The sequence below is a fragment of the Gimesia panareensis genome, assembly GCF_007748155.1.
GTDB lineage: Bacteria > Planctomycetota > Planctomycetia > Planctomycetales > Planctomycetaceae > Gimesia > Gimesia panareensis.
The window spans coordinates 1-24901 of record NZ_CP037421.1; the positions used below are offsets into that span (position 1 = coordinate 1).

Sequence of the window (24901 nt, forward strand, 5' to 3'; positions counted from 1 at the left end):
ATGATGTCAAAATCCGGTCAATCTCAGCAGCAGTTATTCGATAAGCCCTTTCAGGTCTGCCCGGAATATCAGTACGCCGGCACGGCTGTCACCGAGTTACTGCACTCTGTTGAGACTCCGGATCCCCAGCTGATCTACCTGTATGGCCCCTCCGGATGCGGCAAAACCGCTTTGATTTCCCACCTGCTGCCCGATTACCTGGCGCTCCATCCCGAGGCGAACTGTGAGTTTTTGACTGCCAGCGAATTCGCGGCCCGCTTTGCCCTGGCTTCGTCGAATAAACAGATTGCCGAATTCCAGAAAGCACTGCGTAACCTCGATCTGCTGGTGCTGGAGGACGTGCACAGCCTGGAAAACCGGTCTCATACGCAGCAGGAACTGCTTTCAGTACTGGATGAGATACACGCCCGGGGAGGCCGCGTCATCCTCTCTTCGACGAAGCCTCCGGGTGAGCTGGATCACTTTCTCAAAAAACTGACCAACCGCTTTCATGGCGGCGTATGTGCAGCGATCCTGCCCCTTGAGTACCAGAGCCGACTGGATCTACTCGAATTCTGGGCGGATACAGAATCGATTCCCCTGCGAACGAAAGAACTGGCGCTCATTGCTCAAAAGAAGGAGTACTCCCCCCGTGAACTGCACGCAGTGCTGAAACAGCTGCAGACGGTCAGCCGCATCAATCGACAGCCCCTGGATGCCCGGTTCGTCAAGCAATACCTGCAGGGGAATTTGGAACCTCCCCGCACCAGTACTGCCAAAATCACGCGGGCCGTCTGCCGGGAATTCAAAACCACGCTGGCCGATATCCGCTCTGCCAACCGGTCCCAGCAGATTGTTCTGCCGCGACAATGCGCGATGTTTCTGTCGCGGGAGCTGACCGATGAATCTTTAGCGAAAATCGCAAATTATTTTAATCGCAAGAACCACAGCACGGTTATTCATGCCTGCCGTCAAATTCAGAACGATCTCGAGAAATCTCCCGGATTACGCCAGCAGCTTTCTCGCATCAAACAACAACTGGGGGTATACCTTTTATGACAGACAGGAAATTCACAGAACCCTCAGCGGTCAGTCAAAGAATTCTATCCCGAATTCTGCCGATGTCTGGCGGCCATTTTGTGGATAACCTGTTGATTTCCGGTCGAGAAATGTGGAGCGTTTTCCAGGTTCTGAACGCGCCCGAAAACGGTTTCCACAGGCCCCCCTCACTCTCATCATCTTCTCCGCTCTGCCTCCGCATTCTACTGACGAGTTATCGACAGAAAACCCCGCCACCACAACAGATACAACATATTTACTGATAAATAGTTACATCAACTCTGTTCGATTTCTCAACACTTTTCTCCTGCCCCTGATAATACTAATAATAAATTAAATATTTTTTAGAGAAAAAGGGTTCTGAAAAACCCCTGGCATGTCGAGATTCGCAGTACTGAAATGATTGTGAAAACGGGCTGAATCACATAAAATACAGGGACCAGAAAATCGACCAATTTCAGCTGCCGGAAAGAGTTCTCGAGGACATGCGGGGCAGCTCATTTTTCCAATCTCAATCTAGTACAAAGTTGACTCAAACATGAAGCTCAGTTGTTCACGATCGGCCCTGTTGTCCGGCTTCCAGATCATTGGAAGCGTCATCAGTTCTCGCACTCCGAAGGAAATTCTGAAGTGCGCCAAACTTGAGGCAGGAGACGGCAAGGCAACTTTGAGTGGAACCGATCTCGAAGTCAGCATCCGCTACGACTTCGAAGAAGTGGAAGTCGTGGTTCCCGGTGAGATCCTGCTTTCGGTACACGAGCTGGTATCCATTCTGCGGGAAGCAACAACCGATTCGGTTGAGATCGAACTGAAAAAAGAGGAAGAAACAGACCAGGACATGATCCTGATTGCTGCCGGCAAAAGCGAATTCCGTCTGTCCGTGCACGATCCCTCCGAGTTCCCTGCCGTCGAAACCTTCAACGAATCGAATTTCTTTGAAGTACCGATTCAGTCCTTCCGGGAAATGATCCGCCGGACCGTGTTTGCCACCGATCCCGAAAGCACCCGCTATGCTCTGGGTGGGGTGTTGTTCGACGTGGAGGGCGACAAACTGACCCTTGCAGCGACCGACGGACGCCGACTGGCGATGGTCGAGTCAGCCTGTTCCTACCAGGGATCGGAACCGTATGAAAACAACCGGCCCGTGATTCCCGCGAAGGCGATGACGCTGATCGAAAAAAGCCTGACCGGCGATGAGGGGAATATTCAGATTGCGATCCGGGCCAATGACGTGATCGTCAAGAGCGGTCGTTCCACCATCTTCGGCCGCCTGGTTGAAGGGCGCTTCCCCAAGTATCGGGATGTGATTCCTCCGGAAACGACACACAGCATCGACCTGGAAGTCGGAACCTTCTTCGGTGCCGTCCGCCAGGCTCAGATTGTGACCGACGTCGAAACCCGGGGCGTGGATTTCATCTTCAACAGCGGATTGCTGACGCTGAAGAGTGTGGCGGCGTCCGTGGGGGAATCGAAAGTCGAGATTCCGATTCCCTACGAAGGCGAGGAGATCGTGATCACGTTCGACGTGCGTTATCTGGCAGATTTCCTGAAAGCCCTGGATTCGGCGGCTCATATCCAGCTGCAGCTGATCGATTCTGACAGCGCTGCGGTCCTCAAAACCGACGATGGTTACACCTACGTGATCATGCCACTCTCACAGGCACGGTAATTCATGTCAGAACAGTACGAATTCAAGGCCAGTCGCGCGATCCCTTCAGCGATCCCTGTCTCTCAGGTGCTCTCCGAACTGATTGCGATGAAAGGTCTGGCCCGGGTTCAGGGGGATCAGCGACTGAAACAGGCCTGGGAACAGGTGGCCGGCGAAAAGATCGCCAGCCAGACGTCGATTCTGGGAATCAAAAATCGGATCGTCCAGATCGGCGTGGATAATTCGGCATTGTTGAACGAGTTGAATTCGTTCCACAAGCTGTCACTGCTGCAGAAACTGCAGAAAGAGTATGGAAAACAGAACGTCCGCGACATGCGGTTCCGTTTGAAATCGAAAACAAATCAGGACAGCAGACAGGGGTAAAATGGAATGGGAAATTTCTGTCTGCCGTCCATCACTAATCAGAGATCGTTTCCAAAGTCAGAAACGGTTCAATAATTCACGGGAGTGAAATTAGCGTGAGCGATCAACAAGAGAGTCAGGGAGACCTGAAAAAAACGGGCTACGATGAATCGAACATTCGTGCCCTGGAAGGTGTTGAAGGGATTCGCACCCGGCCCGCCATGTACATCGGGGATACCACATTACGCGGTCTGCATCACCTGGTGTATGAAATCGTGGATAACTCCATCGATGAATGTGTGAACGGTTACGCTTCGGTCATCAATGTCAAAATCAACGCGGACGGCAGTGTAACCTGCAGTGATGATGGGCGTGGCATCCCGGTGGGGGCGATGCCTGACATGAATAACCGTCCGGCACTCGAAGTGGTGCTGACGGAGATTCACGCCGGGGGGAAATTCGACCGTGAAGGGGGCTACAAAACCGGAACCGGTGGTCTGCACGGCGTCGGGATTACCGCGGTCAATGCACTCAGTGAGTGGCTGGAAGCCGAGGTTCGCCGGGAAGGGCATGTCTGGACGATGGATTTCGCCGCGGGCATTGTTAAAACACCACTGCAGCAGCTGGCTAAAACCGATAAAAGCGGAACGAGGATTACTTTTAAACCCGATGGTACTATCTTCCCTGATACGAAATTCGTCTACGACACTCTGACGAAACGCCTCCAGGAACTGGCGTTTCTGAATGCGGGTGTCAAAATCCGGATTACCGATGAACGTTCCGGGCAGTCGGATGAGTTTCACTACGAAGATGGACTGGTGGAATTCGTCCGTTACCTGAACCGGACGGAAAATGTGCTCTACGAGGAAATCATTTCCATCCAGGGAGAAATGGAAGGCGTCCAGGTCGATATCTCCGTGCAGCACAACGATGGCTCAACTGAAAATGTCCGCTGTTTTGCGAATAACATTTTCAACATCGAAGGGGGTACGCACTTCTCCGGTTTCCGCGGAGCCTTGACCCGGTCGATTAACGCGTACGGCAAAAAAGCGAATCTGTTCAAGGATTTCACCCCCAGTGGCGATGACTTCCGCGAAGGGTTGACCGCGGTGATTACCGTGCGTGTGCCCGATCCGCAGTTCGAAGGTCAGACCAAAACCAAGCTGGGGAACAGCGAGGTGGAAGGGATCGTCCAGACGGTCGTTAACGAGAAGCTGATGAAGTTCTTTGAAGAGAACCCAACGGTAGCCAAGAAGATCGCCCAGAAAGGTCTGCTGGCAGCGGAAGCCCGCGAAGCCGCCAAGAAGGCCCGTGAGATGGTACGCCGCAAAGGAGCCCTGACGACGGGGGGCCTGCCTGAAAAGCTCCGTGACTGCCGCAGCCGGGAACTGGACATCACCGAACTGTACCTGGTCGAAGGGGATTCGGCCGGTGGTTCTGCAGATACCGGTCGCGATTCGAACATCCAGGCAATTCTGCCCCTGCGTGGTAAGATCCTGAACGTGGAAAAAGCCCAGCTGGTCAAAGTGCTGGATAATGCGGAAATTTCCAACATCTTCAAAGCCGTCGGTGTTCCTCCGGGAGCTGAGTTTGATGATGTCACGAAACGTCGCTACGGCAAAATCATTCTGATGACTGATGCCGACGTGGACGGCAGCCACATTCGAACCCTGCTGCTGACCTTCTTCTTCCGCCACATGCGGGAGCTGGTCAATCATGGCTGTGTGTATGTGGCGCAGCCTCCGTTGTACCGCGTTGAACAAGGCAAGAAGCGACGTTATGTGCAGACCCAGGAAGAGATGATGAACGAGCTGGTGGAACTGGCCCTGGGCGATGCCAACCTGACCTGTGAGGACGGCACCGTATTCGAAGCGGAAATGCTCGATAAGCTGGTCAAGCTGGTCGGTGAACTCGAAGAGCCTTTGGGAACACTGGATCGTCGCGGGATTGACCTTAAATTCCTGGCCCAGAATCATGCAACCGAAGACGGACTGTTGCCTCAGTACCGGATTTTCCTGGGTAAGGAACAGTTCTGGTTCACCTCACAGGATGAGATGAAAGAATTCCTGAAAGAGGAAGAACAGAAGCGGGGCGAAGAATTGCGGATTGCCGATGAAAACGGTGATTCCTCAGCCGATTCCGAAGAGGATGAAGAAGACTTCGGCAAAGATGGTGCGTTGCAGGTTACGGACATTCACGAGATCCGCTCGATCAATGAGTTCCTGAAACAGCTCAAGGGTTACGGCATCGCATTGAAGGATTTCTATTCGCCGGGCAACCGGAACGGGGAACCGATCTTCCCCTTTACGATCCACAGCGGCAACAGCAACGTGCGGCTGACCAGCCTGCGACAGCTGTTACCTTCCCTGCGTGATCTGGGTGAAAAAGGCCTGAAGCTGACCCGCTTCAAAGGGCTGGGCGAAATGAACTCAGAAGAGCTGTGGGACACCAGTATGGATCCGGAAAACCGGGTCCTGCTGCAGGTCGGCATGGAAGATGCCGCCGCTGCCGATGAAATCTTCCGGGTGCTGATGGGTGATGTGGTGGAACCCCGCCGCGAGTTCATTGAGAAACACGCGCTGGACGTGAAGAACCTCGATATTTAATCAGCGAGGTTCTCAAGTCAGAGATCAGACGAGATCGGAGCCTTCCAGGGAAGCAATGAACGGAAGGTGCCGATACTCGTTGTTGAAGTCCAGGCCGTAGCCGACGACGAAGTGATCCGGGATTTTAAAACAGTGATAGTCCGGTTCGAAGTCGACTTCGGTCGCTTCCTCTTTCCAGAGCAGGACGGCTGTTTTCAGTGAGCGAGGCTCCTGTTCGCTGATTTGTGCGACGACGGTTTGCATCGTTTTCCCGGTATCAAAGATGTCATCGACCAGGAGGACATCCCGTTCCGCCAGATCGGGCAGATAGTCCAGATTGACAAACAGCTCGCCCGGTTTCGTCGATTTCCCGCGGTAGCTGGAGGCCTGGAGCAGTCCGACCTGGTGAGGCACGTCGATAGCACGAATCAGATCGGCCAGCAGGACCAGGCTGCCGGCGAGGATGCCGATGATCGTCAAAGGGCGACCCTGGTATTCCTGGGCCAGTTCGCGTCCCAGCGTTATCACTCTGGAGTTGATCTGGTCCTGGTCAATGAGAACTTTCACAGCGAGATCCTTTCGTTAGCTTGTCTCTGTCATATCCCCGGCGGCTTCTGTTTTCATGAACTCCCTGAGCAGCATGGTGGCATAGACGCCCGAGGGGAGCGTGAACTCGAAGCAGACCCCATTCTCTGCCGACTCCAGCTGGAGTGCTGCGGGCCGGATCAGCAACGGCCGCCTGGTCCCCGCGGTGAGTTTCTTATAGCGGGTAAACTGCTCCGGCTCCAGTCCAAAGTCACTCAGTGCCTGCTGTTCCTGTGCGGATGTTTCCTGGGCAGGCTGTTTCATTTTCGGGCCGAACAGGGGACCGGTGATCATCGTTTCTCCCTGATCAAATCGCAGTTGTTCCGCAGCGACGTATTCGACGACAAACAGGCCTCCGGACGCAGAGACCTGCATGACATCGCCGGCCTGCACCGTAAACAACTGACCGGCCTGGAGGCGGTTGGCGAGCACGCGATTGAACAGGGCCGACTGGACCGCCGAGAGGGCCAACCGTTTGAGTGCCTTGTTCCGCAGATATTTCCCGGGGACACGTTCCCCTCTGAGCAGTTTGAGACCCATCTCGAAGGTTTCGTTGTCGCGTCCCATGCGCTGAGCACCGTAGTAATTCGGGAAGCCATTCTGTGTGATCGATTTTGCGATGGCTTGTGCTTTAACGAGTGCGTCGTCTTCCGTATTCCGGACAACGAGCGAAAAGCGGTTGCCTTTGAGGTGGCCCGTTTTGAGTTTGTTCTCGTGACGGGTCGCTTTGAGAATCTGGATGCCGGTGAATTCGAAAGTTTCGACCAGCGGTTCACAGGTCGCGGGGACGGACACATACTGACGCGTGACGGCAAAGCGGTCTTTGAGTCCCGCGACGCCGATATCGCGGGGATTGAGCTGCAGTTCCCGGCTGAGAATTTTGACCAGATAGGGAGCTGAGACATCCCGTTTCTCGATCCAGAGGAAGAGATGTTCGCCGGCGCCCGTGGGTTCGTAGACGGGAATTTCCTCGACCACGAAGTCTTCGGGCGTCTGTTTCAGCTGGCCGCCGATCCCCGGTAAGTCTGGCGTCAGAAAAGGGAGTGTTTCGATTTCGGACTCAGACATACGGAGGAATTCTATTTTCTGTTGGCAATCGCCAGGGAAATCAGCCGGATGAACCCTTCACCCAGTTCCAGGTTCAGACTGACCTGATTCGAGGTGATTTTAGGATAAAAGGTCATCAGGTCGCCACCGGTAGCAAAGGCGACTTTGGCGGATTCCACAAATTCCGGGTCCTTATTTTTCTGTTCAGCCAGGGGGAGAACGGAAGTAAATTTGAGCGAGAACAGAAACGGAGATCCGGGTTTCAGCTGTTTGCCTTCTTTGCCGGCAGCGGTAATCGAAGCTTGGAGCAGCTCAAGACAGGAGGGTTCCCCCATGGCAATCCAGCATTCGTCATCGCTGCAGCCGAGGAAGATGACGGGGTTTTCACCGAAGATGTCGCGGGCATTCTGTTTGACGCCATTTGGACTGATCTGATGAATGGCGACGCCTTCCACCTCTGTCACATTCGCTTTGATCCCCTCGGTATCTTCTGCCTGGGCCATCAGATCGAAGAATTCCTGCAGTCCCGCTTTAAAAGAAGCGGCGTCCGTCAGCTTCAAGGCACCGATCAGAGCCAGTTTCTCTGCGCCGTTCTGAACCAGTTTGACATGTGCATCAAGCTTTCCGGAGCGGACCGTCGATTCGGCCGATTTCAGGATCTTGGCTGCCGGCCCGGGGTTGTCTGCGGTGCCCAGAAAGACAGGAGGTACATCGGCTTTTGACTTTTCGATCACGTCGAGCAGCATCTTTTGTTCGATATCTTTGTTCAAAGGAAAGACGGTATAGCCCAGTACATCGGAGTCGGCTGCATTCAGGTATGAATACTGACTCGCTTTTCGAGAGAGTTCTTCCAGTTGTTTTGTTAAGTCGGTTTCCGGTTTGGCTTCGATTCCGAAATGCAGCAGGATTTTTTTGTTCTGTTTTGAAAGTTCATAGCCGAGCGTCAGTGCGGCACCATCATTGGCGACGGACTGGAACTGTTTGAAAATCAGCATCGTTGTGGCCTTGCGGCTTTGGAACTGGATGTCTGATTCGCCCGGTTTCTGCTGGAGCTGCTGATCGATGCGGGCACTGGCCAGGTCGACGGCCATCATCCGCATTGGTTCAGGGACGTTCTTCAGCAGCAGGGACGCTGCGATGTCATATTTTTCCGCGAGCGGTCTGGTGAATTCATCAGGGTTGTAAAAGTCCCGGTCGAGGGCTTCGCTTTTGATCTGCACGAAGGCGTAATCGTGGGCCAGTTTGAGGTGCAGCGAGAAGTTAGGCAGGGCAACTGTAAAACGATCCTTAGTGTCCGGGACCGGATTGAGAAAAAAGCCGACTTCGTCGAGCGTCTGTTTCAGGGCGTCCAGGTCTTTGATGGGGATATAACCGACGACTTCAGGCTGCGGGGAGATGCCCTCTTTCAGAAAGACAAAGGCTCCCAATGGCCTGGTTTTATCGATGCCTTCCAGGTTGCGATACTGGGCCAGAAAGCCTTTGATCATCGCGGGATACTCGGGTTTATCGATGGTGGCAAACATATAGTCGATGTCGTCCAGGACCCGGTCGATACTGGCGATGGAGGCGACAGCGATCGGTTTATTCCAGTCGATCTGTTCTTTACGGGGTTCGTCGGTTTTTGACTGCGCCAGGGCCAGCGTACTGAAGGTCAGAAACGAAAGGGTGAGAGTCACACGTTTGAAAAGCGAAGGCATCAACTGTGTCTGCACGGCGGAACCCCTTATTGTCAAAGAAGAGCGATAGAACGGGTATGGGATGTAAAACAGGACAGGACGGATCCCGAGCGGGAACAGGCCTGTCTGATCCAGTGTACCTGTCTGAACGGAAACGGGTTACAAATATTTCAGAATTTCCGGTCAGTTCGTCTGAAAAGCATCCTCGACCAGGAAGACGGACAGGGAGCGTGCACCGTGGGCGCCGATCACCAGTGACTGTTCGATGTCGGCGGTTTTGGAGGGACCGGACATGAAGGTACCAAAGCTGTTGCTGGCGAACGCGAGTCGCTGATACGCTTCAGGCATGTTGTTGACGACTGCGGAGGCGGGAACGAACAGGGCGACATGCTGGGCGAGGAAATAGAGCACCCGCGCCGGACCGCCGTCGTTGGTAATCCAGACGGCGCCATTTTCCGCGACGGCATATTCCCCTGGCAGAATGGCGAAGTCGATGTCTTCGAAATCGTGGGGGTCGGTAATTTCAGCAATCGAGACGTTCGGATCGCCGCACCCGGAAATCTGCGAGCAGACTTTTCTCGCTTCAGAGAAGGCGGCGAGCTCTGCCAGTTTTTGATTTGCTTCCGCGATGTCTTTGACCTGGTAGCAGACTCCGCCGACGCCGGAGAGGACCTCGGCGAATTGCGCAGTGGGATCGGGGTACTGAATCCACCGCTGCGTGAGTTCGGGTGCTTCCAGATCGGGTAATTCAACCGGGGGAACCGACTGTTTCCGGAGCTTGCTTAAGATTTCGTCTTTACTGCTTGTCATGATTCTGTTTCATCCATTCCCGGAAACTCTGTTTGGGAAACTCAGGCAGTTCCCGCTGTTTGCCCCAGTCATTCAGGCGGTTATACAACAGGAAGCGGGGCAGTTTGGGTACGATCCAGCGTGCCATTTTTCCACCCAGTTTATAGAGCCGCGGAACCTGCATCATCCAGGACATCATTTTCATGGAGAGCCGCTTGGAGAAGGGGAGGAACCCCTTGACGCGGATTTCTTTTCGCCAGGTGAGCAACTGATGGTGCAGGTCGATTTTGACCGGGCAGACATCGGTGCAGGAGCCACAGAGGCTGCAGGCGAAGGGGAGCGTCGAGTTCGCTTTGGGATCGCGAGCGGGACCCAGGATTGAACCGATGGGGCCGGGAACCGTGTTGCTGTAGCTGTAACCGCCGCTGCGGCGGTAGACGGGGCAGGTATTCATACAGGCGGCACAACGGATGCAGTTCAGCGAGCGGCGGAATTCATCGCTGCCCGAAATTTCGCTGCGACCGTTGTCCAGCAGGACGATGTGCATTTCCTGTCCTGGTGCCGGTCCATGAAAGTGAGAGGAGTAGGTGGTAATCGGCTGTCCGGTGGCGGAGCGGGCAAGCAGCCGGAGGAAGACGCTCAGATCGCCTGCGCGGGGGATCAGCTTTTCGATGCCCATACAGGCGATGTGTAGTTTGTTGAGCGAGGTTCCCAGGTCCGCGTTGCCTTCGTTGGTACAGACGACGAAGCCGCCGGTTTCCGCGATGGCGAAATTAACGCCGGTGATGCCGGCTTCGGCCTGGATAAATTTCTGACGCAGATGCTGGCGGGCGGCTTCCGTCAGATATTGTGGATCCGTGGCCCCTTTTTCGGTTCCCAGTTTTTCGTGAAACAGTTCGCCGATCTCCTCTTTTTTGATGTGAATCGCGGGCATCACGATGTGGCTGGGGGGCATATTCTGCATCTGGACGATGCGCTCGCCCAGGTCGGTATCGATGATTTCGATGCCGTGCCGTTCCAGGTAGGGGTTGAGGTGACATTCTTCGGTGAGCATCGACTTACTTTTGACGACGCGGCTCACATTGTGTTTTTTGAGAATGCCGTGCACGATTTCGTTGTGTTCGGTCGCGTTGCGGGCCCAGTGGACGTGCACGCCGCGAGCGGTCGCGTTGCGTTCGAATTCTTCCAGTAGATCAGGCAGTCGGGAGACGGTGTGCTGTTTGATCTGGGAAGCCTGTTCGCGGAGCAGTTCCCATTCGGGGAGCTGCTGGGCGGCTTTGTCCCGTTTCGAGCGGACAAACCAGAGCGACTGATCATGCCAGTGTGCACGGTCCTTGTCCTGGATAAATTCGGCTGCTAGTTGGGGATGTGAAGGCATATTATAAACACTCAGCAAAAATTTCAGAGATGTGCATCACGCGGATCGGTTTGTTCTGCCGGCGGATGATGCCATTCAGATGCATCAGGCATGACATGTCGAGTGCGGTTAAGACTTCGGTGCCAGCCTGTTCGTGATCGTGCACGCGGTCTTCTCCCATCATGCAGGAGACCGCTTCTTCGGCGACAGAAAACGTTCCGCCGAAGCCGCAGCATTCATCGGGCCGCTGCAGCTGGGTAATTTCGACTCCCTCGATACTTTCGAGGAGTGCCCGTGCGTTTCCAAAGGGTTCGCCGACCACTTCGCTGGAACTGGCCAGGCGGAGTTCCCGCAGGCCGTGGCAGCTTTGATGCAAGCCGACCTTGTGAGGGAAGCGCCCCGAGAACTGTTTTACGCCCAGGACACTGGTCAGGTAATCTGTGAACTCGTAGGTTTTGCCTTTGAGGTTTTCGTAGTCGGCATCGTTCTGGAAATACTCATCGTAGTGATGCGTGACCATGGAGACGCAGCTTCCCGACGGACAGACGACGGCGTCGTAGGGTTTGAAAATATCGACGAAGCGTTTGGCCAGCGGGCCGACTTCATTCGTACAGCCGGTGTTTGCCATCGGCTGACCACAGCAGGTCTGGCTCTCCGGATAGTCGACCTTGACGCCGAAATGTTCCAGAATTTTCAGAGTCGCAATTCCCACCTGGGGGAACAGCTGATCAACATAACAGGGGATAAACAGGCCAACTTTGGGCGCCATGGCAGGAAACTCAAAAGGGGTTTCAAAATACGTGGGGTTTTATTCAAAGGCTCTGTTCCTGTTATAGTCCGATCAAAGCCGAATGCCAAGCCGACCGCGCTTGGAGAAAGGGGGACTCGGGTGGGAAATCACTGTATATTTACTCTGAAACGACCGGGTGCGGAAATATTAAATTTTCCTGCGAAATTCGCCTGTCTGGAATGAGAAGACGATTCGGAGCGACTACGCTGCCGGTCGCATGGAGACGGCTGCTGCGGTCTGCCAGTTGGTTTGAATGTGAGCGAGGTTCAAACCACCGACGACGAGATTACTGACCGCAGGATTTTCCAGGACAAACGCGATCGCCTCCTCGGCGGGCAGATGCCCGGAGGCCAGCCCCTTTTTGACCAGAATTCCGACGCCCTGGTTTGCGGCCTGTTGGATGAGTTCGGCGTGTGACTGATCTTCGAGATGGTATTCGACCATCAGCACATCGGCCCAGTCGAGTGCGGAGGTCGCCCCGGCAACCGTTTTCCCGGAGAGACCGATCCAGCGAATCTTGCCAGCGTCTTTAAACGACTGCAGGACGTCGACAGCAGCGCTTTCGTGCAGGATTTCCTGATCCTGTCCATTCGAGTGAATGAAGACCAGGTCGAGCACATCGGTTTTCAGACGTCGCAGGCTGCGCTCCAGGCTCGCTTCGAGGCAGGGACGCGAATAGTCATAGGTAGACTGACCATTTTCGAAGGTCTCACCGATTTTGGTCGAGAGCAGAAATTCGGGACGACGGTGTGACAGAAAGCGGCCGATGCGTTCTTCGCTGATGCCGTACGCGGGCGCAGTGTCGATGTGATTGATACCCAGATCGAGAATCGAATTCAGCAGTGCTTCGGTAGTGGCATCATCGGGCAGGTCGTAAGCCTGGCTGTACTTGATCTGCTGGTTGCGGCCAATCTTAAAAGCGCCAAAGCCCAGCGCGCTGATGGAGGCACCGGTCTTTCCCAGGGGACGATATTGCATGGTGCAGTTTCCTTCTGATTCAGGCAGCGTTCGTGCGGGACTCGGCATCATCCAGTGTCACCCAGTCGGTTGCGGTTTCCCAGGGGGGCTGGGCGACTTCGGGGCGCGGTAACTGCAGCAACGCTGCCTGCCAGTTGTCGTCTGCAGACGAGGGAGTGATTCCCTGTTTTGAGAGACCGGCTAACACGTCTTCAGCCAGGCGGGGGGCCAATGCCAGTTTGGTCGGCCAGGCGGTAATCAGGTTCCCCTCTGTCACCAGTTGAGGCAATTCCGGTCTAAGCCCTGTTTTCGTGGCTCCCTCTGCACGGTCAACCTGATAGGTGTTCCATTCCAGGCCTTTCAGGTTGATGCCGGGCATGACGGCTGTGAGTTCCCGGGCTGCGTGAGAGATCAGTTCGTGGCGCGGCTGACCGACGCCCTGTTCAGCGATCTGGCCTCCCAGTTGCCAGATAGTGCGTCCCTGCGAGTCGGTATCGGAGGTGATCGTCACCCGGGTTTTGGCGCCATCGACGCAATGACCATTGAAGGGGGGCAGGTCACCCCGGACGAGGACCATGTGCAGGGGCCGTCGCTGCATGAAAGGGGCGGCAGGAGACTTCGTACCCGGGCAGGCCTGTGCGTGAAGCGCTTCGTTGCCATTGCCAGCCGTCAACAGGATCGCCTGCGTGTTGATGTTGAGTTTCGTATCAGACGAGGTCTGCAGTTCTACTGCGTTGATGTTGCCGCTGGCGTCTGTATCGAAGGTCAGTTGATCAGGATCGTATTTAAAAATGCAGTCGCTATGTGCCTGGGCCAGATTGGAAATCAGGCTACAGGGAGAAATTACCTGTTCCTCCATGACGCCGATCGAACCGGGACAGCCTTTGAGGACGGACGGGGTTTCGTCGTCGGTCAGGTTGCGGGGGGCGACGCGGAGGCCCATTTTGGCGCCAAACATGCCCAGCCGGGAGGAGAGGGAATCGGTGCGCCAGAGGTAACAGTGTGGCGAGCGGATTTCGGTGCGGGTGAGATCGGGAGTCTGTTCGCCGGCGAGAGACTTTCTCCAGATCAGGGGCATTTCGCGGATGCCGCGTGCGGAACCGGTCATCATCCCCTGCAGCGTGTATTTCAGTCCGCCGTGAATGATCCCCTGGGAAGCGATGGTCTGTCCGCTGCCCAGTTCATAAGCTTCGAGCAAAATGGACCGGTAACCCAGGCGCGTGGCTTCGCTCAAGGTCCAGAGGCCGGCAATGCCTCCCCCGAAAATGATCAGATCTACCGCAGGCACGATGAGAATCCTTTCTCAAGGCGAGAAGGTGCTTCTTCTCCTAAAACGTCAAAATGAACAGACTTGGAAGTCGCTTTTTACTATCTCTACCCCGATTCGGGAAGATGAATCGGGGCAAAAACAGTGTTCATGTTATCAGTTCAGGGGAAAAAGCCCCCGGTTTACGGCTCTGACGCGTTTACTATCAGAGCGAGGGCCGCACTTCTTTTTTCAGGAGGACAATGGCTTCGACTTCTACGGAGATGTTTCCGGGCAGAGAACCCATGCCGACGGCACTGCGGGCGGCCCGACCATTTTCGCCGAAAATATCCACCATCAGATTACTGAAACCGTTGATGACCTGCGGATGGTGTTTGAAATCGGGGGCGGCGTTGACCATCCCCAGGACTTTGACGAAACGATCAATGCGATCCAGGTCACCCAGGTACTGTTTGAGTGTGGCCAGCATGGTCAAACCGACGGCACGAGCGGCTTCAACCCCCTGTTCTTCGGTAATTTCATCGCCCACCCGTCCGGTGTGCATGGAGCCATCCGGTCTGAGAGGGCCATGTCCGGAAACGTAAAGCGTATCATCCACCTGGACGACGGGGTTATAGACTCCACCGGGTTTGGGGGCTTCAGGGAGTTCCAGATTCAATTCCTGAATTTTTGCCTCGATGCTCATTGTCGGTTCCTGTGTTCAAAAAGTGCGATGCGGTCAAAAGAGTGATTTCAGGCAGTCGATTCCCGGTCAGGTGGTGGGACCGACTCTGTTCCAGAATAAAACGAGTGATGCGGATTTCCAATCGCCCGCGGAGGAGTCTTTTGAAAAACAGAATGATCCGGGTCAGGAAAAATACCGTTTCTGCTCAGAGGCAGTAACGAAAAATGGAAAAAGCCTGTAAAAATGCTTCCAGAACCGACCCTCAGCCAGTTATGATATTTGAGAGACGCATCTGTCGAAAACGACTACTTTCCACGGAGTTACACAGACTATGGATAATCTTTGGCAAATCGCTGGAATCTTTCTCGTTGGATTCTTTATCATTCTGGGCATCGTCGTACTGGCGTTATCTGCCCGGTATCTGAAGCTCTGGGTTCAGGCCTTTTCGTCGCGGGTGTGGATTAATCCGTTATCGCTGCTGTTCATGTCGTTGCGAAAAGTGAAGCCTTCGGTCATTGTCGATACTAAAATTATGGCGGTGCAGGCCGGTCTGACCGACATTCCGACGCAGTCGTTCGAAGCGCACTATCTGGCGGGTGGTAACGTGCATCGGGTCGTGCATGCATTGATTGTGGCACACCGGGCCCGCATCGAACTCGACTGGGATACCGCCTGTGCCATCGATCTGGCAGGCCGGAATATCATCAGTGCCGTCGAGACCAGTGTGGACCCGAAGGTCATTGACTGCCCCGATCCGAAAAAGAGCGGTCGTCCGACGCTGGATGGTGTGGCGAAAGACGGTATTCAGCTCAAAGCGCGGGCGCGCGTGACCGTGCGAACCAACCTGAACCAGCTGGTGGGGGGTGCTACTGAAGACACGGTGATTGCCCGCGTTGGTGAGGGGATCGTTTCCGCCATCGGTTCGTGTGAAAGTCATAAAGAGGTTCTGGCGAATCCGTCAGTGATTGCCCGCAATGTGTTGAATCGCGGGCTGGATTCCCAGACTGCCTTCTCGATCGTCTCGATTGATATTGCGGACATTGATGTGGGTGAGAATATTGGCGCCCGTCTGCGTGCCGATCAGGCGGAAGCCGACGTGCGAATTGCCCAGGCCCGTGCCGAAGAGCGCCGTGCAGAAGCGGTAGCATCTGAACAGGAAATGGTGGCCCGCACGCAGGAAAACCAGGCGAAAGTGGTTCTGGCGGAAGCAGAAGTGCCTCTGGCCATGGCCGAAGCGTTCTCAAAGGGTAATTTGAGGGCAGTTTAACTGATGTAATGATCAGTTAATAAAGGAATATCGATCAATTCAATCAGTCCGGCTGTAAGGGATTCAACAGCACCAGAAATGGTTTCAAAGCGGACTTTACTGAGCAGTCGATGAAATAAAGCACCGGACAGGATTTGTTTTTGGAAAAACTGGTTGAAATTTTGTCTGGTGATTGACTAATATTATGTCAGTAACAGCAGCAGGAGGTTGTTGTGGACTGAATTCTCCGGATCACCTCGAGAGAGTTTTCGTTTACCTATGGCAGAAATCGCAAAAATCAATATTACTGAAAAACAACTGGACCTCCTTTTGTCAGGCTTGCGCTACGTTAAAAGTGCGGAAAAGCTGCGTGTGGAAGATCCCACCCCTGAGTATGTCCGCACCCGGACCGAGAAGCTGGAAGAAATTGCCGCTCTCGAAGAGACTCTGAATTCTTCACCGCGCCAACAAAGTGCTGCTCAGGTTTGAGAATTACCAGCGCTTAGGTTGAGTTTGGTTCCCAGATTCAATTCAATAGGACGGTTCGCATTGCGCGCAATGGCCCTTGCCTGGTCGCGCGGCGATACCGTTTTTATTATGGTCTGATGAGATGGGAAAACTTTACCTCTTATGCGTTATGAGCATGTCTGCGTAGAAGCCGTCAGTTGTACGCTCCCCCCGCACGTTGTCACTTCGGATGAGATCGAAGCACGTCTGGCGCCGGTTTACGATCGGTTAGGTCTGCCCGCAGGCAGACTGGAACTGATGACAGGGATCCAGGAACGTCGTTTTTTTGATCACGGCACCTTACCCGGTTCGATCAGTGCGCAGACCGTCAATCAACTGCTGGAAGAGAGCCAGTTCGACCGCCGGTATATCGGCGGTCTGATTCATGGCTCCGTCTGCCGGGATCAGCTGGAGCCAGCGACTGCCAGCGGCGTGCATCATGCGACACAGCTTCCGCAGCATGCGCTGGTTCTGGATGTCAGCAACGCCTGTCTGGGCCTCTTAAACGGGATGATCTTCCTGGCGAATATGATCGAAATGGGTCAGATTCATGCCGGGGTTGTCGTGGGGACGGAAGTCGGTCGCGACCTGGTGGAAGGGACCATCGATGATCTGCTGGAAGACAGCACACTGACGCGAAAGTCGATTAAAAATCATTTTGCTTCGCTGACCATCGGCAGCGGTTCCGCGGCGATTCTGCTCTGCGACCGGAAACTGAGCAAAACTGGCCATCGTCTGCTGGGAGGCAACTTCCAGACCGATACCTCCAGCCACGAACTTTGTGCCGGGGGTGTCGAAGCGCAAAAACATGGCGATCACCGCCCGCGGATGCAGACCGATTCCGAATCACTGCTGGTCGCGGGCGTCAACCTGGCGGTGCCCACCTGGGAAGCGACCAAAAAAACACTCGGCTGGGAAAATGCCGATGTAAATCAGGTCTTCACGCACCAGGTCGGGAAAGCACATCGGAAACTGCTGCTCGACAAACTGGGCCTCGATCCTGCTCTGGATTATCCCACCGTAGAGCGACTGGGTAATACCGGCGCTGCCGCCCTCCCGATGGCGTGGGCTCTGGGCATTCAGGAGCAGATTCTCCATCAGAACGACCATATCGCGCTGCTGGGTATCGGCAGTGGTCTGAATTCGCTGATGCTAGGTGTCCAGTGGTAATGCTCACCAGAAAGCAAGCGTTTAATAAGCTTGCTTTAGTACCCGCAAGTGAGTGAATTTGTAGTGGTCATAGCGGTTGGCTTGGTTTTGCTGAATGCGCTGCTCGTCAGGGTGGTGCCTGCCCTGAGTCCGGTTGAACTCTAAGTTCCGATTATCGCTGAAAATCCGAATGATCGCTATGGCTGGTTTGCCCGGTATGTTCCGATGTTGAGCAGTAACCATTCCTGCTGATCGGTCTCGCCGCCAAAGATCGATGTCTGCGGAGCGTGATGCGCAATCCGCAGACTTTTTTTCCAGGCAGGGCGCTCTCATTCATTTCGGGGATGTTTCAGACAGGATTTACCAGATGCGTTTACGCTCTCTTTTGTCAGTCGGTTGCGTGCTTTCGTCTTTGACCGCAGCTGATCTCAAAGCGGAAAATGAGTTGACCTCGGTCCCACCCGCTCCTTCTGCACAGTCCGCCTATGAAGGTGATGAGCCGGAACTGACACCTGTCGCGGAAGTGTTCCAGCCGGGAACGGGTACGATCGAGTCAGAGGAAAACCCAAATCCGGAGACGTTGGATCAAACAGAAGAGACCGAAAACCAGATTATATTCGATGATCCGGCACCCCCGAAGCCGGCCCCCGATCCTTATAAAGGTCTGTTTTTCGATAACACGTTCGGCGCGTACCTGAGCAATCCGAACAATCCCTGGCTGCTGGGAGAACGGTTCAAGGAGATGCCGCTGGGCGATGAATGTTCGCCTTACACGCTGTCGGTCGGTGGCGAACTGCGGCACCGCTGGATGCACGAGCAAAACCGGTTGCGTCCGGGCGGTCCTGTGAATACCGATTACAATCTGTGGCGCTGGCGTCAGTACTTTGACCTGCAGATCAGCGATTTTGCTCGCGTCTACTTTGAAGGACTTGACGCCTCGATCTTCGATAACGATCTGCCCCCCACGCCGATCGACATTAACCGCTGGAATATTCAGAACGCGTTTGTCGATGTCAAAATGCATGAATGGAACGGTGCCCCGGGCTGGTTCCGCTATGGTCGCCAGGAAATGCTCTATGGTTCGCAGCACCTGATCTCACCACTCGACTGGTCAAACACCCGCCGCAACTTTGAAGGGTTCAAGTATTTTCATCATACCGAATCGGTACACATCGATGCTTTCATCACCAATCCTGTCAATACAGGGGGCGGAAACCAGCCACTCTCGCGGTATGACAATGGCCGGGATAAGCCGGATACATCGGTGACCTTCAGCGGTGTCTACATGACGTTCCTCTCGGGCGGTCCGGAACTGCTCGACCTGTATTACCTCTGGCTGCGTGATGAAACCAACACGCCGAATCGTCCCGATGGTTCGCGGCACACGCTCGGGGGCCGCTATAAAAACAGCTGGAAAGTTCAGGACGATGGTTGTCAGGTCACCCGGATCTGGGACTTCGAAACCGAAGGTGCTTACCAGTTCGGTGTCGATGACAGTAAACGCGTTTCAGCCGGGTTCTGGACTGCAGTTCTGGGACACACGTGGACCAAGATCCCCTGGGAGCCTCGTCTGAGTGGTCTGTTCTATTATGGTTCCGGTAACCACAATCCGAATGGCAGTTCGAACAACACCTTCAACACGCTTTACCCGCTGGGCCACGCTTACTGGGGGATCATCGACAACCTGTCCGGTCAGAACCTGTTTGACTGGAGTTTGCAGCTGAACGCGAAGCCCGCGAAAAAAGTCAGCCTGGTCAGTGCATTCCACTGGTTCGAAAAGGCAACCACGAACGACTATCTGTATAACGTCGCTGGTGCACCGGTGGGAACGCTGGGAGGCAGCCGCGACATCGGGCAGGAACTCGACCTGATCGCCATCTATAAGTTCAACCCGAACTTCAACGTGCAGGCCGGTTATTCCTGGTTCTGGTACGGCGACTTCGTGGGCACGAACATTCCGCCGCGAAATACGGCAACCCAGTTCTATGTGCAGACGACCGTACGGTACTAAGCTGGTTGTGGGATCAGCATAGCATTCGGCCGGGTGGTCCCGAATGTAATTCGGGATTGCCGCAGGCAACAGGAAACTGACACTGCAGACGTTCTGTTCAGAAACAGAATTCGATCTCGGTTGATGTAGGGTGCGGGCCTATGTGCCCGCCTGCCTGGAGACGTTCTGAAGATGGTTTCCTTCCCATGGAAGCAGAGAAATCCTCGAAACGGGGCTCATATAACCTCATCGATAGCGCGGGCGACCACACAGGGTCGCCCCTACGCGCGGATATCAATCTGAACTTATCCAGTTTGATGAGAGTCTCTCCCGAGCAGTTGAGAGAATTGCGATGTGCTACGGTTCGGAAACCTGGGTTTCCTGATTCTGCAACTGCCCGTCAATCCAGTCGGCCATCTTCGCGACTTCTTCGTGGATCGTGGGCCAGGGGTGTCCGCCGCCCGGTTTGACGATTAAGGTGACCGGCACGTGGGCCTTTTCCAGGGCGGCGACCATCGTGCGCGACTGTTGTATCGGGACTGTGAAGTCGGCGGTGCCGTGAATCAGCAGGAACGGAGGCAGACCGGGCTGTACCAGCCGCGCGGGGGAGAAGGCGGTGCGGAGTTTGTCCAGTTTGTCTTCATCGATCGTTTCGGATCCTTTGGGGGTGATCAGTCGGCGGATGGCTTGTGCCAGACGGTCGCTGCCGGTGATGTCGATTTTCAGACCGCCGTAGTTCATCAGGTCGGTCGGCGGGAAGAAGACGGCGACGGCTTTGACGCGGGTTTTCGATTTCGGATCTGCCGCAGAAACTGCCGCCATGCAGGCGAGGTGGCCCCCCGCGGAAGCGCCGAGCAGTGCCAGGCGATCCGGGTCGACGTGATATTCCCGGGCATGTTGTTTGACCCAGAGAATGCCGCGGTTTACGTTCTCCAGCATTTCGGGGCCGTTGAATTTGTCGATGGAGCCGGGACGGATGGCGAAGATGGTATAGCCGCGACTGCAGAAGATGTCGAACATTTGTGCCCGCTCGTGATCGCGGAGTTTGCCCCGGTCCGAGTGATAGGCGCCCGAAACCACATCGACGATGGCCAGGCCGTTGGATTTTCCGGTGGGGGTGAAGATATCCATCAACAGCCCCACGCCGTGCACTTCGGCATAGACGACATTTTTCTGCTGCTGATAAGGGAGCGCCGGTTTTTCAGCGGCGTTAACCAGTTTACTGACAGGGATTAAGACCATTACGGCACAGAGTGGCAGAGCGCGAACGAGAGGAACCAGCGACATAAAATGTGACCCGAAAACAGATTTGATAAATAAAATGAGGAGCTTTACGAATCTTACCAGAAGAGGCCGGTGATTCGAAACAAAAAATTGAGCCGCGTCGGCTGCAGGTTCTTACCGGAAAAAGCTCGCATTTGTTTCAGAAAAACGGCTAAAATAAAGTGTACGACTGAATTTTCAGAGGTTTCTCACATGACAGGCAAAAACAGACATCGATTCGGCAGCATCTCCCGGCGTGATTTTCTGAGACTCTCTGCACTGGGTGTGCTGGGGACCGGGATGTCCGGCTGGATGCGCCGGCTGGCCGCGGAGACCGCACAGAATCCGCAGCGGAAGCGTTCCTGTATTCTGCTCTGGATGTCAGGCGGTCCCAGTCAGTGTGATACCTTCGATCTGAAGCCGAAGCACGAGAACGGCGGTCCCTTCAAGCCGATCGATACCGATGTGCCCGGAATACAGATTTCAGAACATCTGCCCCAGCTGGCGAAGGTGATGAAACACCTGGTTCCCATTCGTTCCATGAGTACGAAAGAGGGGGATCATACGCGGGCAACTTATCTGCTGCGGACCGGCTATCTGCCTTCCGGTCCGTTGAGCTATCCGGCCCTGGGTTCGCTGTTGAGTAAAGAGCTGGGGGGAGACGAATCCGACCTGCCCAACTTCGTGAGTATTGCGCCTAACAAGACACTGAGTCCGAACGCTTATGGCCCCGGTTTTCTCGGGCCCCAGTACGCACCACTGGTGGTCGGTGAAGGAACCGGCTTTGTGCAGGCCAACGATCAGAATCTGGATGCGGCACTCAAGGTGAAAAATCTGGAGCTGCCGCAGGGAATCAACCGCCAGCAGGCGGACGCGCGGCTGTCGATCCTCAAAGATCTGGAAGACGACTTTCAGGCGACCCATCCGGGAGTGCCGACCAGCAGTCATCGCAGTGCCTACGCGGCGGCAGTGCGGATGATGCGTTCCAAGGCGATCGAGGCGTTTCAACTGGACCAGGAACCCGACGCCCTGCGGGATGCCTATGGTCGGAACCGGTTCGGTCAGGGATGTCTGCTCGCGCGGCGGTTGATCGAACAGGGGGTTCCCTTTGTAGAGGTCTCGCTGAATGGCGTGCAGGGTTCCAACGCGTTCGGCTGGGATACGCATCGGGACAATTTCGAAGCGGTCGAAAGCCTGAGCGGAGTACTCGACCCGGGCTGGGGAACGCTGATGAGCGATCTGGAACAGCGGGGTCTGTTGGATTCGACGCTGGTGGTCTGGATGGGCGAATTCGGTCGCACGCCGAAGATCAACCAGAATACGGGCCGCGATCATTTTCCGGCGGCCTGGTCGACGGTGATCGGCGGAGGCGGCATTCGCGGCGGACAGGTGGTCGGGAAAACCAGTGAGGATGGAATGAAAGTCGTCGATCAGCCGGTGTCGGTTCCCGATCTGATGGCCACGATCTGTAAAGCGTTGGGCCTCGATCCGGAGAAGCAGAACATGTCGAACATTGGCCGCCCGATTCCGCTGGCCGACCATGGGGCAAAGCCGATTCAGTCGATTCTGCAGGGGTGATCTGGGTTTTGTAAGGTGTTTTATAAAAGCACTTTAGCACTGTCGGGCAAGCCGACAGTGGCACCCGGCAGGCTGTTCTTAATGGAACCGGATTACCTTTGAATTGATTGATCCCGCGGGTGGTCCCGAATGTAATTCGGGATTGTCGAAGACAACAGGAAATGCACAGAGAAACCGTCCCAATTTGTCTCAGGAATACGATCAAATCGTAGGGGCGGTGCCCATGTGCCCGCCCGCCTGGAGACGTTCGGATGATTGTCTCCTTCTCATGGAAACAGAGAAATCCTCGAAAGGGAGTTCATATAACCTTATCGATAGCGCGGGCGACCACACAGGGTCGCCCCTACGCGAGATAATTGGTTAAACGCAACACAGTCCGTTTCCTGCTCGCTGCGCTCGGCCCGGATTGCATCCGGGCTTACCCATTGTTTTGAGGAGGTTCTCTGGGGCCCTTGAGAGAGTGAGTTGGATTTGCACGCTGCCAGGCGGGCGAACACATGAGTTCGCCCCTACCTCTCGATCACAGTTCGAGACTCGTTCAGAACAGACTGTAGATGATGATTTGAATTGTGAGGGCGAGGCCGGCCCAGACTTTGAGGTTCTGATACCAGTGGGTGGCGTTTTCCGGGGTGGTGTTTTCGCGAGGGAGACTCAACACCCAGACCAGGACTGCGATCAGTGTGCCGACAAACAGGGCCCGCACGCACCAGAGGGGGATCTGGACGACCAGATCGCGAATGAAATTTCCGATGTGATGCAAGGGGGTCATGCTGCACCTCTGCGGGGTTTGAGACTGAAGACCAGGCCGTCGATTTTTTCGGTGGGTTCCGGTTTCGTACACAGACTGATGATGACAATCAGCGAGAAGGAAACGACAAAGGCCCAGATTGAGAAGTAGAGAAACGGTTCGGAGATCTGGAACAGAGGCTCGATGCCCAGTGCCGTGTAAACGTCGGGTTGATTTAAAGCAAACAACATGATCGAGAAGCAGACGCCGACGAGGAACCCAGTCAGAGCCGCAACGCCGGTCGCCCGTCGCCAGAGCAGGCCGGTGATCAGCAGGGCAAACGCAGGTCCCTGGAAGAAGGCCATCAGGGTCTGGAAAATAGTGTAGATCCCTTCGCTGCGGTTCATCAGGAAGAATGAAAAGCCAATGGCCCAGAGGACGAGCAGAAACGTGACGACGCGGCCGACCATCAGCAGAGAGACATCGCTGGCATCGCGGCGGTAGAAGCGTTTGTAGAAATCGTTGGAGACGATCGTGGACGCGGAGTTGAGATAGGAGTCGATGCTGGACATCAGCGCGGCCAGAAAGGCGGCGAGGAACAGGCCTTTGAGACCGACGGGCAGCAGATGCGAAATCAGTTCCGGGAAGGCTTTATCGCCATCTTTCAGTTCGGGGAATTTGATGAAAGCGATCAGCCCGGGCACTGCGACAACCAGCGGCACCAGGTTTTTGAGCAGGGCACCCCAGACATAGGCGGCTTTGGCTTCGAACTCACTGGCGGCCCCTAAAGAGCGCTGCACGATGGCCTGGTTACCGATCCAGTAGGCGGGGCTCAGAATCAGCGCCAGGCCGAAGAAGATTCCGGTCCAGGGGAAGGGGGTGTCTGCGTCGGCCGGGAGGATGAGCGAGGTGTGCAGGAGATCCTCTTCTTCTGCTGAAGCATTGGCCGGGGGAACACCTTCGACGGCTTCCATTTTCTGCGCGAGTTCCCGCTCTTTAATTTTCGAGTGAAATTCGTCGATGCCGCCGACATCAATGATGCCGACCACCAGCACGAGCAGGCAGCCCCCGATCATGATGATGCACTGAATCATGTCGGTATAGACGACGGCTGCCAGTCCGCCGGAGATGGTATAGATGCCGACGAGGATCGCGGTGAGGTAGATGCAGGCGTTGACGCTCATCCCCAGGTGCAGGCTCATCATTTTGGCAGAGGCCAGCAGCATGATGCCCAGGTTGCAGGCCATGAAGATGATCCAGCAGAGGGCCAGGGCGGAACGGACGGAGACATTAAACCGCCGCTCCATGTATTCGGGGATGGTGGTGACGCCGCTCCGCCAGAAAAAGGGGATGAACACGAACGCCCCGATGATCATGGCGGGAACACAGCCGATCCATTCGAAATTGCCGACGGCCAAACCATGCGAGAAGGCAGCGCCGCCGGTGCCGATGATGTCGACGGCGCCGATGTCGGTCGCCACGAGTGACATGCCAATGGCCCACCAGGGGAGGCGGCGACCGGCGAGAAAGTAGTCCGAGCCGGTTTTGATTTTGGAGCCGATATAGAGTCCCAGCCCCAGCGTTCCGATCAGATAGGCGAAGATGACGGCGTAATCGAGGAACGACAGTGTCTGCATGTGGATCTCACCCTGGTCGCGTTTCAGACTGGGAAGAA

At 55.2% G+C, this 24901-nt stretch carries 21 protein-coding genes; 9 read left to right on the forward strand and 12 right to left on the reverse strand.

Annotated elements, in window-relative coordinates; genetic code table 11:
- The 4 genes from Enr10x_RS29765 (at window position 1) to Enr10x_RS00020 (ending at window position 5655) form a co-directional block, all read left to right on the forward strand.
- Window positions 1–1038: a DnaA ATPase domain-containing protein gene (locus Enr10x_RS29765; protein WP_197997422.1), complete on the forward strand. Its 1038-nt coding sequence runs from the start codon at window positions 1–3 to the stop codon at window positions 1036–1038.
- Window positions 1039–1576: 538 nt separating this feature from the next.
- Complete coding sequence (gene dnaN, locus Enr10x_RS00010) at window positions 1577–2707, forward strand: DNA polymerase III subunit beta (protein WP_145447767.1); 1131 nt, start codon at window positions 1577–1579, stop codon at window positions 2705–2707.
- Window positions 2708–2710: 3 nt separating this feature from the next.
- Window positions 2711–3070 (forward strand): DUF721 domain-containing protein, encoded by a 360-nt coding sequence (locus Enr10x_RS00015; RefSeq protein WP_145102639.1) that lies wholly within the window; start codon window positions 2711–2713, stop codon window positions 3068–3070.
- A 95-nt stretch (window positions 3071–3165) separates the two neighbouring features.
- Window positions 3166–5655, forward strand: coding sequence for a DNA gyrase subunit B (locus tag Enr10x_RS00020; RefSeq protein ID WP_145102641.1), 2490 nt, complete (start codon window positions 3166–3168; stop codon window positions 5653–5655).
- A 24-nt stretch (window positions 5656–5679) separates the two neighbouring features.
- Here Enr10x_RS00020 and hpt read toward each other — a convergent pair whose 3' ends face one another.
- The 9 genes from hpt to Enr10x_RS00065 all read right to left on the reverse strand — a co-directional run bounded on the left by hpt (window position 5680) and on the right by Enr10x_RS00065 (window position 14787).
- A complete protein-coding gene (gene hpt / locus Enr10x_RS00025; RefSeq protein ID WP_145102643.1) occupies window positions 5680–6201 on the reverse strand; it encodes a hypoxanthine phosphoribosyltransferase in 522 nt (173 codons plus the stop codon).
- Window positions 6202–6216: 15 nt separating this feature from the next.
- Entirely contained in the window at window positions 6217–7287 is a 1071-nt protein-coding gene (gene truD, locus Enr10x_RS00030) for a tRNA pseudouridine(13) synthase TruD (protein WP_145102645.1), read from the reverse strand.
- Window positions 7288–7298: 11 nt separating this feature from the next.
- Window positions 7299–8978 carry a hypothetical protein gene (locus Enr10x_RS00035; protein WP_145102647.1) on the reverse strand — a complete coding sequence of 560 codons (1680 nt, stop codon included), beginning with the start codon at window positions 8976–8978 and terminating at the stop codon, window positions 7299–7301.
- Window positions 8979–9125: 147 nt separating this feature from the next.
- Window positions 9126–9752 carry a LutC/YkgG family protein gene (locus Enr10x_RS00040; protein ID WP_145102650.1) on the reverse strand — a complete coding sequence of 209 codons (627 nt, stop codon included), beginning with the start codon at window positions 9750–9752 and terminating at the stop codon, window positions 9126–9128.
- Window positions 9739–11109, reverse strand: coding sequence for a LutB/LldF family L-lactate oxidation iron-sulfur protein (locus Enr10x_RS00045; protein ID WP_145102651.1), 1371 nt, complete (start codon window positions 11107–11109; stop codon window positions 9739–9741). The genes Enr10x_RS00040 and Enr10x_RS00045 overlap by 14 nt, the downstream gene beginning before the upstream one ends.
- A gap of 1 nt (window position 11110) precedes the next feature.
- Entirely contained in the window at window positions 11111–11857 is a 747-nt protein-coding gene (locus Enr10x_RS00050; protein ID WP_145102653.1) for a (Fe-S)-binding protein, read from the reverse strand.
- A 222-nt stretch (window positions 11858–12079) separates the two neighbouring features.
- A complete protein-coding gene (locus Enr10x_RS00055; protein ID WP_145102655.1) occupies window positions 12080–12856 on the reverse strand; it encodes an aldo/keto reductase in 777 nt (258 codons plus the stop codon).
- A 19-nt stretch (window positions 12857–12875) separates the two neighbouring features.
- A complete protein-coding gene (locus Enr10x_RS00060; protein ID WP_145102657.1) occupies window positions 12876–14123 on the reverse strand; it encodes an FAD-dependent oxidoreductase in 1248 nt (415 codons plus the stop codon).
- Between the two features lie 184 nt (window positions 14124–14307).
- Window positions 14308–14787, reverse strand: coding sequence for a RidA family protein (locus tag Enr10x_RS00065; protein ID WP_145102659.1), 480 nt, complete (start codon window positions 14785–14787; stop codon window positions 14308–14310).
- Between the two features lie 310 nt (window positions 14788–15097).
- On the opposite strand from Enr10x_RS00065, the gene floA reads away from it, so the two are divergent.
- The 4 genes from floA (at window position 15098) to Enr10x_RS00085 (ending at window position 19679) form a co-directional block, all read left to right on the forward strand.
- The gene (floA, locus tag Enr10x_RS00070) at window positions 15098–16033 is read left to right on the forward strand and encodes a flotillin-like protein FloA (protein WP_145102661.1); all 936 of its coding nucleotides are present in this window, start codon (window positions 15098–15100) and stop codon (window positions 16031–16033) included.
- A 210-nt stretch (window positions 16034–16243) separates the two neighbouring features.
- The gene (locus Enr10x_RS00075; RefSeq protein WP_145447768.1) at window positions 16244–16501 is read left to right on the forward strand and encodes a hypothetical protein; all 258 of its coding nucleotides are present in this window, start codon (window positions 16244–16246) and stop codon (window positions 16499–16501) included.
- Window positions 16502–16642: 141 nt separating this feature from the next.
- A complete protein-coding gene (locus Enr10x_RS00080) occupies window positions 16643–17689 on the forward strand; it encodes a 3-oxoacyl-ACP synthase III (protein WP_145447769.1) in 1047 nt (348 codons plus the stop codon).
- Between the two features lie 346 nt (window positions 17690–18035).
- Window positions 18036–19679, forward strand: a complete 1644-nt coding sequence (locus Enr10x_RS00085) for an alginate export family protein (RefSeq protein WP_197997423.1) — start codon at window positions 18036–18038, stop codon at window positions 19677–19679.
- Window positions 19680–20015: 336 nt separating this feature from the next.
- On the opposite strand, the gene Enr10x_RS00090 is transcribed toward Enr10x_RS00085, so the two are convergent.
- The gene (locus tag Enr10x_RS00090) at window positions 20016–20945 is read right to left on the reverse strand and encodes a prolyl oligopeptidase family serine peptidase (protein WP_145447771.1); all 930 of its coding nucleotides are present in this window, start codon (window positions 20943–20945) and stop codon (window positions 20016–20018) included.
- 189 nt (window positions 20946–21134) lie between these two features.
- Here Enr10x_RS00090 and Enr10x_RS00095 point away from each other — a divergent pair, with 189 nt between their 5' ends.
- Complete coding sequence (locus tag Enr10x_RS00095; protein ID WP_145447772.1) at window positions 21135–22499, forward strand: DUF1501 domain-containing protein; 1365 nt, start codon at window positions 21135–21137, stop codon at window positions 22497–22499.
- 538 nt (window positions 22500–23037) lie between these two features.
- Here the strand turns inward: Enr10x_RS00095 and Enr10x_RS00100 are convergent.
- Both Enr10x_RS00100 and Enr10x_RS00105 read right to left on the reverse strand, forming a co-directional pair.
- Window positions 23038–23268: a hypothetical protein gene (locus tag Enr10x_RS00100; RefSeq protein WP_145447773.1), complete on the reverse strand. Its 231-nt coding sequence runs from the start codon at window positions 23266–23268 to the stop codon at window positions 23038–23040.
- Window positions 23265–24863: an SLC5 family protein gene (locus Enr10x_RS00105; RefSeq protein ID WP_145447774.1), complete on the reverse strand. Its 1599-nt coding sequence runs from the start codon at window positions 24861–24863 to the stop codon at window positions 23265–23267. Before Enr10x_RS00105 ends, Enr10x_RS00100 begins: the two co-directional genes overlap by 4 nt.
- Window positions 24864–24901 lie beyond the last annotated feature (38 nt).